Below are 13,315 nucleotides of genomic sequence, written 5' to 3'. Positions count from 1 at the left end.
CATTAATATATTTATTATAGAAATTAAATAATTTAATATTTTATATTATAAAATAAATGAAGAATTCTTTTAATTAATAAAAAAGAGGATGTAAGTAGATTTGTGCAAAAACAAATTTACCTACAACCTCTTTTTAGAAATATTATTACTTATATTCATTCGATGTATTACCCAATAATAAAAGCTGTAGATTTTACCTACAGCTTTTTTAGGTACTACTTATTTACATTGTTAAGAGTTAAGACTTTTTGGAACTTATTAAAATACTTTTTTCACTTTAATACTCATAATAAATTACATCTTTATACTCATCAAAAATCTTCTTATTTAACTCATCTCCACCATCTATATTTGCACTATAAAAAATTGGTGGATTCTTTAACCCTCTATTAACTAACTCTTGAGTAACTTGAGCTATAATGGAGTTCATCACAGTGGTTGCAATTACAGTAGAAGTTGGGCTAACTCTTTGATTTAGGCCATCTATTTTTACACATGCATCTCCCTTTTGACCATGATTATCTATTACTAAATCGCATACTTCATAAAGATTTTTTCCTGAAGAATGTCTTGAAGATACACTCTTTGAATAACTTAAATTAGTTATACATATTACTGTTGCCATCTTTTCTTTAGCTTCCATAGCAAATTCTATACTTACTGGATTTCTACCAGATACTGAGTGAATTATAACTACATCACCTTCTTTAATTGGAGTCTTATCAGCTAGAGCTGCACCATATCCTTCTAATCTTTCCATCTTACTAGTGTGAGTTATAGGTGCGGTGTCTAACATTAGAGACTTTGCAAATACCGGATTTATAAGAACACATCCACCTGCTCTGTAGAATAATTCTTCTGTTAGTATTCCTGCATGTGAAGCCCCAAAGGAAAATATAGCATTCTTGTTTTTTATCGCCTCAACAAGTATTTGTACTGCTTTTTCCATATTGGTTTTTTCTTCAGTTTCTATTATATCAATTAATCTTTTTATCTCATTTATGTATTTAAATTCCATGTTTACAATGCTCCTCCAAATAATGAACCTATAAACTTACTGATTATACCAAATAGTGAAAGGTCGTTTCCACCAAATATTAGTATCCAGTTTTGAATAGTTCCTGAGTAAATTACAGCAGATATTCCTACTAAAGCTACCATAAATATTGCAGCTACAGCTGTACCTATTATAGCTCCACGTATACCACCTTGTGATTCCCCTATTACAGCTGCTGCTCCACACTCAAAGAATGAAGTTATAACAAGTGGTATAAGTAACATGTTAAATACATTAAAGTAGTTACATATTAAAATCATAGCTGTAGATGTTAACATGGCAACTAAGAATCCTATTAATACAGCATTTGGCTTATAGTTAAATAGTATTGGACAGTCAAAAGCTGGTAGTGCATTTGGTACAACTTTTTCTGATATACCTTGGAATGCAGGCATTATTTGATTTATTAACATTCTTACCCCATGAAGCATTATTATAAGACCTGCTCCAAAAGAAAGACCTTGTTTTATTGCATATGTTCCAATAAACTCATTAGTATCTTTAAATGCATCTGGTATTACTATTCCAACCACTATAAACATTAAAAACACTACCATTCCACCACTTATAGATATTTCTCTAAAGAATGACAAACTTTGAGGTATGTTTATATCTTCTGTAGACTTTTCTTTATTTCCTACTAACTTAGCAACAAATCCTGATATAAGTGCTAAACAACCTGATGGATGTCCTAGTGTAAAAGAGTCATCTCCAATAACATCAAATACATATTTTCTTAATAACCATGGCATTATTGACCAGTAAAGTGCTGATAATACTGCTGCAAAAGCTATTAATACTCCTCCATTTAATCCCGCTTCAACTCCTGATGCTACAAATATAAATGGGAACCAGTAAAGCATGTGACCTGTTAAAAAGATTGTCTTAATAGGTGTAAATCTTGCTATCATTAAATGAAGAGCTAGACCTACAAACATTGCTAAACCTATAATACCCCCATAACTTGCAGTAAAAGTAACATCACTTAAACCTTTTGTTACTGCACCACCACTTATACTTTGGAAAGCTCCATTAATCGGTGCTATTGAACCAACTAACATACCTGTCCCAGTTTCCATAATTATGATGCCGAAAGCTGCAAGTAATGACCCTTTTATAACATCTGATGCTTTCTTTTTCTGTAATATAAGGCCAAACGCTGCTATTAATCCAATTAGCATAGACGGATTACGTAAAATATTATTTGAAATAAAATCAAGCATTATATTTTTTAGTGATAAGTTAACTACTTAAGTTCTCTATCACTAAATTCCCCCTCTCTTTCTTACTGTTTTTAATTTCAGTAAGTTTTTATTTTATGTCGGTTAACTTAAATTTAATTTTTAAAGTTTATACTATTTCTTATCATTTAAGAAAGTTTGAACAACTTCTGTAACTTCTCCTAAGTCCATATACTTCTTAACTGGATATACTGGTACATTACAAGTTCCTTTTAATTCATTTAATAATTCTTGGCTTGTAAATATACAGTCACAATCAGCTCCTCTGGCTGAGTTTATATCTGTATTTTCTACTTCTCCTTCTATACTTAACTGCTTTAGAACCTTTTGTATCGTCATTTTTAATACCATTGATGAACCTACACCAAATCCACATACTGCCAATATTTTCATTTTAAATACCTCCTAATTTTGTTTATTTATAAGCTCTAGTATTGAACTTTTATCTCCATTAATTATTAATTTTATATTTTCTTCTTCGTACATCATCTCTGAAAGTGATGCTAATGCTCTGATGTGAGTAGTATTATCTATTGCAGCTAGTACCATAAATATGTTCACTGGCTTTCCTAATAAATCAACCTCATCTTTTACTATAAGTAAAGACATGGCAAGTTTGTTTACCCCTTCTTTAGAGCTTGCATGTGGTAGAGCAAATCTATCAGCTAAAACAATATACGGTCCATACTTTTCAACTGACTTTATCATGTTTTCTATATACAACTCTTCAATAGAGTTGTCTTCTAGCAAGGGTTTTGAGGCCATTTTTATTGCTTCTTTCCAATCTTTAACACTTCTTATTATGTTGACCCTATCTTCATTAATTAATTCCTTTAACATTGGTTGATACATCTCTCCTTCATCTATCTTATGTATTATGTTTAATAAGTCAGCTTTTAGTGATTCTTCGTTATTAATAACTCCATTTTTTCTTATAGCCTGTATTATCAGTTCAAGATTGAAATACTTCTCATTTTCTTTTACACTTATGAGCTTGTTCATCAGTAATTGAATGTCTGATGTTGTTAAAAGAGGATTTACAACTATTACATTACTTACATTTTGTATGTCTATGGTTGTAATTATGTAATCATAGTATATATTTACTTCTTTTAGTTGCTTAATAGATACTATACCTACTATTTCTATAGTTGGTATGTATTTGTATAGCTGTATTTCCAAGCTCTTTGATACCATAAGGCCATTAGGACAAACTAGCAAGACTTTATTCTTTCTTAGACCATTATCTCTAGAACCTCTTAAGTATCCTCCAAAATATGCTGCTATAAATCCTATTTCTTCTTCTCTTATACCTTCAAATACAGGAAACTCTTCTTCATTTTCTATAATTGACTTTATAATCTTATAAAGTGACTTATGTTTATACTTCGTTTCATCTAGCATAGGGTTGCTAATAGGAAACTTAAATCTTATTCTGTTGTAAGAAGAATGCAAGTGCCTTAAAATATTTTTTTTAAACTCATACTTACTTTCTAATTTTATTGCTGTATTTATTTCAAACTTGTCTATAAGTTTATCTACATATTCTTCAACAATATCTTCCTTAACCTCACTATTTAAACTAGGAAGTGAACTTACATAAGCACACACATAGGCTTGTTCATTTTCATTAGCTTCTTCACACAAAAGTTCTTTACAATTATTAAAGTAACTAATTTTTTTAGCTTCATTTAGATATTTATAAGAATACAAGGTTTTCCCATCTCTTATTCTTTTATTTAGAAACTCTGTAAACTTAGTTAAATTTAATAAAGAATAATCTGTAAGATTTATGCATCCTTTTGTATCAAAGTCAGTTACTTCCTTACTTGTAGAATTAATTTCTAATACATTTTCTTGTGTAAGTAGCAAGAAAAGTTCTCTAATAACATATTCATCACCTATTACTTTGTACTTTCCCTTGTACTCTAATTTTAGTCCCATCGTTTGAAGATACTTTTTTATATCAGTTATTGTTTGTACTACTGTATTTTTTGAAAGTAACATTTCATTTGTTAGTTTTTCTATTGATATTTTTTCATCATGTAATATTTTGTTTAATATAAAAGTTTTTCTATATTCACTATCTAGAAATTTATCTTCTTCAGCTGAAATTATTTTTCTTACATTACCTAAGTTACCTTCAAATATAAATTTGTGCTTTATATTTTTTATATTACCTCTTTTTCCTAGTTCTTCATTTATAGATAAGATATCGTAATAAACAGTTCTTTTTGATATGTTGAACTTTTCTTGTAGTTCTTGTGATGTTACATTGTTATTTTTAATAATAAAATCTAATATTTTTTTAGCCCTTTCCTTCATACTGCCTCCTTAATTTTATTATCTATATTTTACATACATAGTGCCATACCAAATAATTGCACATGATTTTAACTTATTTTATAATTTTGCACAATCTAACTCTAATCTAAAAGATAAACGATACTAAAAAGTATTTTAAAAAAAATATGGGAATTGCACATATTATTTTTTCAAGAAACAAGCTATACTGAGTAAAAAAACCATAAATCATCTCTACTTAAATAAATATTACTGTAATGATTTTATACAATCAAATACAATTATTACCATACAGATTGAAATAAGTAACTTTGCTAAAAGTAGAAAAACACAGACTTTAGTATGCAGGTATGATACGATATATTTATCAAATAAATTGAAATATAACAAATTGAACATCAAATAAAATAATGTCAATATCTATTATATTTATTATCAAAAAAATTTTGAAAGTAAGGAGAATTCGTATGGAACTGTTTAGCAAAAATAAAAAGGAAACAAAAGTCGAAAAATCAGAAATAAAACAGTATATTACTGGGGCAGGTGGCTGTATTGTCAGCAAATCGATTCTCAATGGAACATCAAAACTGAAGTGGATTTTTAGAGAATATAGTGAGTTTGGAAATGGATGGATTGCTTTTGGTGATAAAGATACACAGGAGTATGTAGACAATCCCAAGAATATGGCAATTGTAGATTTCAATACACTTATTGACATTGAACCAACTGCTTTGAATATTTTTTATATGCCCATAGGAACTGATTTAGAGTTTCACTCTGATAAAAGTGGAAAATATTTTATTGATACAAATACAGGAAAAGAAATTAGAGAACAAGTTAAGCATCCTGCACAAATAGCATTTGAAAAAAACCTAAAATTTTTGAATCAGGAAAACTATTCAATAGAATTCTTTCAAGGCTTGTTTCAAAGAAGTGAGAAACTTAAACCATTTATAATAGGGGAAACAGATTTCCCAAGTGGAGAAGTTGTCCTTGCAGACCCTCTTGCGTATTTAGGGAGTGAATATATGACTTATTTAGAAAGAAAAATACCTGTTGGAAGTTATTCGGTAGAAATTTCTATCTGCCATTCTAAAATTGCAGGACTTAGAATTGCAGCAGCAAGATTAATTATCAATGACAAAAAACCTATCAAATATGAAATTGCAATGCCAAAAGGAAAAAAAGGCGAGGATTTTGGAAAATCAGGAGCATGGACTTTCTTTGGTGTGGATACAGGATTAGCCTGTTTTTCAGATGCAAAAGTTGCAAAAGAGTATAGTAATTTTATAACAAAATGGCAAAATGAAAATCCAGACAAAAACAAATATAATGATTATTTTGCAACACTTTTTCAAAAAAGTTATGAAATGTACCCAAATGTACAGAATAAAGATGGCAATTTCTTACTTTGGCAATTACCACAAACATCCTACAGATTAATTATGTTCACAAGTGGTATGGGTGATGGTATTTACAGCGGATATTGGGGATTTGATGCAGATGGAGAGGTTGCAGAACTTGTAATACCATTTATGAATCCAATATATTTTTAAGATATTAGGTTAATTATCGGTTTAAATTTATCATCAATATTAGTAAATCTGTTTTTCACTCTTCATAATATATGTAATTACTCCAGATAATAAAGAAATATTAGCATTATATACAATATTTGTTTGCCTCTATAAGAAAATATTTTGAAAAATACAATTTTCTTATAGAGTTTTTTTATAATTACTTTTTAATTACTCTTTTTTCATTAGAAATATATCATCTTTCCATTTTCTTACTCACATAATATCCTTTTTCATTCATTTCTTTTATTGATTGCTCACTTTGATAATCTCCATCTTCTAAAATAATGAATATCTTTAAAGATTCCAACAAAAAAACTTCCAAAGAACGACAATATAAAAAAGAAAAAAGTTGCTACCATCAGCCATAAAACACTTCCACCAAATACCATTAGACAGGCAAAGGTTCCAAAGTAAACATTGGTGACAATAAGGGGATAGTTTATACATTTAAAAAAAGTTATTCTTCGAAAGTAACATAATATTACCCCAGCATATGCGATAAATACTGGTGTAGTCAAACAGAAATATGATATTTTTGTTGCTTTTGATTGTATAGTATTTTCACTAAGTAAGCCATACATTTCGATAAAGGGAGACACGATTACAAAAAAGTATAGGATAGTCAATATCGAAGTTCCAAAAACAATTAAGCTGCTGTTTATTTTGACTTTCATCACACTCTCCTTTTTCTTTACATCACGTTAAAATTAGAGTTTTAGTTATTCTTTATATTCTTAATATATAAATACTACATATATTCTTGCTTTTTATTTTTTGTTCTTGAAGCATGCCTAATAATCCATTGACATTCTTTTGTTATATTTTCTGTTTTCCAACTAGAAATAATTAATTCAAATTTGTCTTGTTCTTCTTTGTATAAATCATTTAGATTATTTGCTACACTCTTTTGAATAGTTTTATCTGTATCATCTTTTAGATTAGACAATAATTCAAAATAAGTATCAAAATATTCTAAGGCAACATACATTTTTTTTGCCCATGGCAATCGTATTCTAATGCATTCACTAGCTAATCGACGAACTCTTTTATTACTATCTTTACTCCATTCCAAAAGCAAAGCCATAGACTGTTCTGGAAAATTATTTATTATGGTACACATACAATACTCACTAGTAAATCTTTTTGTCAACTTTTTACTGAAAGTTGTGCTTACTTCAAAATTTTCTCCACCAAACTTCTCTACATACTTTCCAATAGGCCATAACCAATAACCTTCTGTAAACATACCTAAACTGCCCTCTAACTCTGGACCTAGTATTTTCTCAAAAACATTAATAGTATCCGAATAACTTAAATTAATAGACTCTTTTAAAGCATTTGCTAATAACTCCTGCCTTTGATTGAATTCTAACAATTCAATAGTTGGTTTTGTCAGTGAAAAGAACTTATTAATAATAAATTCTGGATATACTGATTTTATTTTTTCAGCCAAGAAGTTTACATATTCAATGTCATAATAGTCTTTCACTTTCTTAGCCATCTTTTCTAAATCCTTTCAATAAATGATAAACAGCTCTATAAACTTGATTTCTATCTAAAGTATTGGTTTCTGCAAGAAAAATAGATAAATCATTTAATGCACCAGAAATCATATGTGAAATTATATGAATATCAAACTCTATTAATTTTTCATTTTTTTGAGCAATTAAGAGTTGTTCTTCCAAAAGTAAAACAGAATTCTCATTATCCATTTTTTTCCACTCTCTCCACTCTATAATATTAGGTGCTTCGATTAATAATATTCTTTTGTTAGATTCTAAAGTAGCTGATTGCACAAATCCAACACAACCTAAAATTAACTGTTCCCATATATCTTCGGATGTCATAGCTTCTTTTTCTACGTTTAATCCAACTTCATACTGAACAAGGCTCAAAACTGCTTTAAATAAGTTTTTTTTATTTTTGAAGTGGTGATATACTGCACCTCTAGTCATATTAGCTTCCTCGGCGATAGCTTCTAATGAGGTCTTTTCATAGCCATAAGTAGAAAAATGATTACGTGCAATGGCAATCAAATTTTTTGTAGTATTTATAGATGCTAATTCTTTTTTATTTTTAGTCATTTTCATTACCTGATTTCTTATAATTTTTAATATACTCATTTGATGGTGGGATTATTTGAATAATATCAACCAAAATTTTACTTGGAGTTTCAATAAGAAAATGTCTTTGACCATATTCTTCATTTTTTATATCTAACAAAATTGATGATTTTTTTCTACTAATTATTTCTGAATATACAGTATTTACATCGTTAACTTCAATATTAAGAATAATACCCTCACACGGTTTTCTATACAGTTTATGTATTGTATCATGTGAACTATCAATAAATGCCAACTCAAATTCATCATTGTCTTTTAAGCTAATATACCAGTCACTATTAAAGGTTTCCTTGAAGTCAAATAATTCTATAAAAAAATCTGCTTCTTTTCTTATATCATTACACATTAGTACGGGGTAAAAACTATTTTTCATAAAAATAATCTCCTTTATATTTGGTACCATCAATATAACATACATACAGTATGTATGTCAAATAATTTGGTTTTTGTTTCAAAATTTGTTTTGGATTTTCGTGACATAAAAATATACTCCCTTCATAGCATTAGCTTTCATTATTTCAACTATCTACTATAAAGAGAGCATATCAAAATTTCCAGCAATATTTAGTAAGAAAAAATATATTTACACAAATCTATCTACATTCTCATAAAATTAATTAAAAGTATTCCTTTCTTTAAAAGTATCTATATAATTGTTTTATAAGAAGTCTCTTAATATCTTACTTTTTCTGTAAAAATCATATTATATCTTGAAATTTTATTTTAATCTATCCTTATTTCTTCTTCATATTTTTGAAATTCTAAATTTGCTTTAAACAAATCCCCATCTATTTCTATATAGAATTTTCCACCTTGTAAATTTACTAAATCTCTTGCAATAGCAAGTCCTAATCCACTACCTTCAGTATTTCTTGATTCATCAGCTCTTTTAAATCTTTCCATAATCTCACTTGGGTCAAAATTTAACTCATATGAAGATATGTTTTTCATAACTACCTTTACATTGTCACCATTTTCATAAACATCGATATAAACTCTAGTACTTTCCAAAGAATATTTAGCTATATTTGACAAAAGATTTTCAAAAACTCTATACATTCTTCTTCCATCTGCCCATATATACACTTTTTCATTTGGAACATTTAATCTTATACTTAGATTATTTGCAGATAATTTTTCTTCTAGCTCACCTATACTTTGTCTTAATAGTTGTACCAAATCAATTTTACTAACTTGTAACTCTATATTACCACTACTTACTCTACTCGCTTCAAATAAATCCTCTATCAATAATTTTAACCTTTTTGACTTTGACTCTAGTACATTTATATAATCGTTTATATAGTCCGGTTGTATAGAGTCTTCTTTTTTAATTAAATCTACATAATTTATTATAGAGGTAAGTGGAGTTTTTAAATCATGAGATACATTAGTTATAAGGTCAGATTTCATCCTTTCACTTTTTACCTGTTCTTCTATTGCTTTGTCTAGGCCTTCTCCAATATTATTTATATTTTCTGCTAACGATGTAAAATTATCATTTCCACTAATTTTTATCTTATAGTCTAATTCACCATCTTTTATTTTTTCGGTACCTTCTATAACATAACTCAAATAAGAAAGCCTTTTGGTTATATAAAGTGCAAAACCTAAAAATATACATATAGAAAATAACAATCCTAGGCTTACACTTTGAGCACTGATTAAAATTATTAAAATCAAGGATATTATTACTATACCAATAACTTTTCTTGCTAAAGATACTTTCTTTATAGCGTTAATGACCTCCCTTACAGTTTTTATTAACCATAAAATAACTCTTACTATAACACTTGATTTAAATATACACATTTTATTTTCCAAATAGCTTAACTGAACAGTTATAAAAAATATATTATTTGAAATTAGTAATGATGCTATAGAAATTAGTAATATAATATAAATATCATAGGATGTATTAATAACATACAGAAATAGAAGTATTATTGAGATAGCTATTATTATTGCATTAAATTCCATAGGTATTTTATTGTATATTAATAAAGATACACTATCTTTCTTTAATGCCTTACATTTAATTCGTTTACATAATATCATGGACAATAAACATATAATAGCCAAAATTAAACTAGCTACAAAAAATAATTTCACTTTTTCTGTAGCTTGCTTAAATGTTTCAAAGTTATTGTATACAATTCCATCTTCAATACTTAACTCTTTAGGAAAAGATACATAGGCTTCAAAGGTTTCATCTATACCATTTAATTTTAAATCAATATTATTTAATTCAGATTTTTTCCCATTTAGTTTTTTAGTATAGGAACTTTTTTCTACTCCTGCTATTATTTCTACATCACAATAACCCTTCATATTTTGCTTAAATTCATCTAAATCATTATATATTGTGTTAGTATAAAACACTCCTGTATATGTATTTCTAATATACATTTTTATATTTTTCAGAGAGTTTAAATATTCCATAGACGATAGTTTATTATTTACAAAATCATCATAACTATTAAGGTCATCATAATCATTACTTAAAGCAATATTTTTGCCGTCTCCTCCTGATTTTGAATACTTATAATTTAACTTAATTTTTTCTTCTTTGGTATATCCACTATTTACAGATAGCTTCAAATTATATAATAAATCTTGCATTGTACTTTCATCAAATATATTACTGTCATAAAAATCATCAGATATTCGAACAATTGCACTACTTGTAGAAGTTTTTTGTATATTGTGTTTAGGCTCAGCAAGTCCTATTGATGCAAATAGTATAGCTAATGGAAACGAAATAGATACTATTATTAATGCTACTAACTTTAATGCTCTATATTTCTCCAAGTTGTTCACCTCATCTACATCGTCAATATCTTATATAAAATAAAATTCAATACAAGCATAATTCCCATAGAGTACATTAAGCTACTTGAGAAGAAGTTAAAACATATAAGAATTCCTAATATTTGTGTAAAAGTAAAAACGACTAAAATTAAAATGCAATTAAATATTAAACTCTTTTCTTTCATAAGTTTTCCGCTAAAATTTTTCAATCTTATAACCAACTCCCCACACCACCTTTAAAAATCTTGGTTCTTTTGGATTTATTTCAATCTTTTCTCTTATTCGTCTAATGTGTACTGCTACTGTATTTTCTGAATTAAAACTTTCTTCATTCCATACTTTTTCATATATCTCATCTATCGAGAAGACTCGTCCTTTATTTTCTAAAAGAAGTTCAATTATCTTATATTCAATTGGTGTCATTTTTATATTTTCGCCATCAATCTTAACTTCTTTTGTCAATGTATTTAACTCTAGAGCTCCACTTTTTAAAATTTCTTTACATGTATCTTCATAATTACCTAAAGTTACATATCGCCTTAAGTTTGATTTTACTCTAGCTACAAGTTCTAATAGATTAAATGGTTTTGTTATATAATCGTCAGCTCCAATGTTTAATCCCATTATTTTATCTGTATCTTCACTTTTTGCTGAAATTAAAATTATTGGTATATTTCTTTCTTCACGTATTTTTACAGTTGCTTTGATTCCATCTAATTTAGGCATCATTATATCCATTAAGATTAGATGAATATCATTTTCTGTTATTACTTCTAATGCTTTCATTCCATCATATGCTTTATGTATTTTAAATCCTTCTGATTTAAGATATATCTCTATTGAATCAACAATCTCTTTATCATCATCTACTACTAGTATATTGTACATATTTTCACTTCCTCTATTGTATAATAATCCTTATATTTATTATACAATATCTTTCACTCCCTTTCTCAATAATGACTAAATTGTTATATTGTATTATCTTACATTTTTATAATTTTTCTTTATATCTATATAATAGAATATAAATCTTAAGAAAATATTATCCTAAATCTTAAAAATTTCTTAAGATTTGCATTAAATTAAGCTTTATTTGAATTAATGGATTTAAATTATGCGGTTTTCAAATTACTTTAATTTAAGTATTTTTATTAGATTAACCTGAATTGATGTATATTAATTCTTATTGAGTAATTTTTATTTTATGGGTGGAAGAATGGTGGAAAAATTATATTTTTTCTAATTTTCTTCCACCATCTTCCACCCAAATATAATTACAAGCATTTATTTTACTATGATAACGGCTACTTATCCAAGTCTTGTTTTTATATCTATAAATATATATTTTATAAACAGCCTAATGAAATTTATATTTATCAAAAGTAGACCTATTCAATAATTTAAAATATGTTCAGAATAATAAATAAAATAAAGGTACAAAAAGTTATACTTTCATACCTTCATTGCTTTTATTATGTAATTATCTACCATTTTCATCTTTTAAATTATTGATATATATAGATAAAGTCCATCTCAATAAAGTTTTCCAGACAAGAGAATTTATATAAATACCCTTTCCAATATATACCAAATCATTCGTCTAGATTCCTATAATACTCTTCTAAATAATCTAGTTTTTCTTTACTTATAGACTTATGTATAGTCGTAAGAGAACGTATAATTTTTCTGTTTTTAGTAGGTTTTAATACTTTTTTCTTAAGAGTATCATACTCTTCACTAGCTATTATTATTTTATAATGAGATTGAAATTTTATAATATCTCTAGCTAAAAAGCCCTTATAAATTAACTCTTTTAGTACTATTTTTATTGTACTCTTATGCCATCCATACATCTGCTTTATGTCTCTTATTATTTCTTTTTTAGATGTCAATGAATCTTTTTCCCATAGATAGCTCATTACCACAAATTCTGCTCTTACTAACCCTTCTATTAATATTTCTTCTTCCACGTTTTGTCACTCCCTCAAATTCTGTCTAGCTCAAATTAATAATAGAAGCTTCTAATCACAATTGATACAGGTAATTTTTACCATACAATTTATATGTTTAGTCTATTTTTTTGAAGTAAAATAACGTTCATATTTATAAATTTATCCAATTTTCAAACAATCATGTTGAATAATAACTAATTCTGTTGTATTATTGTAGTTGTAGAATAAAACTAAATCGGCA

The 13,315-nt window shown here is 27.2% G+C and carries 12 protein-coding genes; 1 reads left to right on the top strand and 11 read right to left on the bottom strand.

Features of this window, described 5'->3' with window-relative positions; translation table 11 throughout:
* Positions 1–277: 277 nt before the first annotated feature.
* The 4 genes from KGF50_RS16550 to KGF50_RS16535 form a co-directional block, all read right to left on the bottom strand.
* Positions 278–1,018 (bottom strand): SIS domain-containing protein, encoded by a 741-nt coding sequence (locus KGF50_RS16550; RefSeq protein WP_227849090.1) that lies wholly within the window; start codon positions 1,016–1,018, stop codon positions 278–280.
* A 2-nt stretch (positions 1,019–1,020) separates the two neighbouring features.
* Complete coding sequence (locus KGF50_RS16545) at positions 1,021–2,280, bottom strand: PTS ascorbate transporter subunit IIC (RefSeq protein ID WP_227849089.1); 1,260 nt, start codon at positions 2,278–2,280, stop codon at positions 1,021–1,023.
* 132 nt (positions 2,281–2,412) lie between these two features.
* Positions 2,413–2,691 (bottom strand): PTS sugar transporter subunit IIB, encoded by a 279-nt coding sequence (locus tag KGF50_RS16540; protein WP_227849088.1) that lies wholly within the window; start codon positions 2,689–2,691, stop codon positions 2,413–2,415.
* A gap of 12 nt (positions 2,692–2,703) precedes the next feature.
* Positions 2,704–4,623: a PTS sugar transporter subunit IIA gene (locus tag KGF50_RS16535; protein ID WP_227849087.1), complete on the bottom strand. Its 1,920-nt coding sequence runs from the start codon at positions 4,621–4,623 to the stop codon at positions 2,704–2,706.
* A gap of 446 nt (positions 4,624–5,069) precedes the next feature.
* On the opposite strand from KGF50_RS16535, the gene KGF50_RS16530 reads away from it, so the two are divergent.
* The gene (locus KGF50_RS16530) at positions 5,070–6,158 is read left to right on the top strand and encodes a DUF2185 domain-containing protein (RefSeq protein WP_227849086.1); all 1,089 of its coding nucleotides are present in this window, start codon (positions 5,070–5,072) and stop codon (positions 6,156–6,158) included.
* 278 nt (positions 6,159–6,436) lie between these two features.
* Here KGF50_RS16530 and KGF50_RS16525 read toward each other — a convergent pair whose 3' ends face one another.
* The 7 genes from KGF50_RS16525 to KGF50_RS16495 all read right to left on the bottom strand — a co-directional run bounded on the left by KGF50_RS16525 (position 6,437) and on the right by KGF50_RS16495 (position 13,092).
* A complete protein-coding gene (locus KGF50_RS16525) occupies positions 6,437–6,856 on the bottom strand; it encodes a hypothetical protein (protein ID WP_227849085.1) in 420 nt (139 codons plus the stop codon).
* A 74-nt stretch (positions 6,857–6,930) separates the two neighbouring features.
* Positions 6,931–7,683 (bottom strand): DNA alkylation repair protein, encoded by a 753-nt coding sequence (locus KGF50_RS16520; RefSeq protein WP_227849084.1) that lies wholly within the window; start codon positions 7,681–7,683, stop codon positions 6,931–6,933.
* Entirely contained in the window at positions 7,676–8,266 is a 591-nt protein-coding gene (locus tag KGF50_RS16515; RefSeq protein WP_227849083.1) for a TetR/AcrR family transcriptional regulator, read from the bottom strand. The genes KGF50_RS16520 and KGF50_RS16515 overlap by 8 nt, the downstream gene beginning before the upstream one ends.
* On the bottom strand, positions 8,259–8,681 hold the full coding sequence (locus KGF50_RS16510) for a hypothetical protein (RefSeq protein ID WP_227849082.1): 423 nt from the start codon (positions 8,679–8,681) through the stop codon (positions 8,259–8,261). Before KGF50_RS16510 ends, KGF50_RS16515 begins: the two co-directional genes overlap by 8 nt.
* 350 nt (positions 8,682–9,031) lie before the next feature.
* Positions 9,032–11,119, bottom strand: coding sequence for a sensor histidine kinase (locus KGF50_RS16505; RefSeq protein ID WP_255655046.1), 2,088 nt, complete (start codon positions 11,117–11,119; stop codon positions 9,032–9,034).
* Between the two features lie 195 nt (positions 11,120–11,314).
* The gene (locus tag KGF50_RS16500) at positions 11,315–12,007 is read right to left on the bottom strand and encodes a response regulator transcription factor (protein WP_227828911.1); all 693 of its coding nucleotides are present in this window, start codon (positions 12,005–12,007) and stop codon (positions 11,315–11,317) included.
* Positions 12,008–12,714: 707 nt separating this feature from the next.
* The gene (locus tag KGF50_RS16495) at positions 12,715–13,092 is read right to left on the bottom strand and encodes a BlaI/MecI/CopY family transcriptional regulator (RefSeq protein WP_227849080.1); all 378 of its coding nucleotides are present in this window, start codon (positions 13,090–13,092) and stop codon (positions 12,715–12,717) included.
* Between the last annotated feature and the right edge of the window lie 223 nt (positions 13,093–13,315).

The organism is Clostridioides sp. ZZV15-6598, from assembly GCF_020657705.1.
Lineage (GTDB): Bacteria > Bacillota > Clostridia > Peptostreptococcales > Peptostreptococcaceae > Clostridioides > Clostridioides difficile_F.
This window is presented reverse-complemented; position numbering and strand designations above follow the sequence as displayed.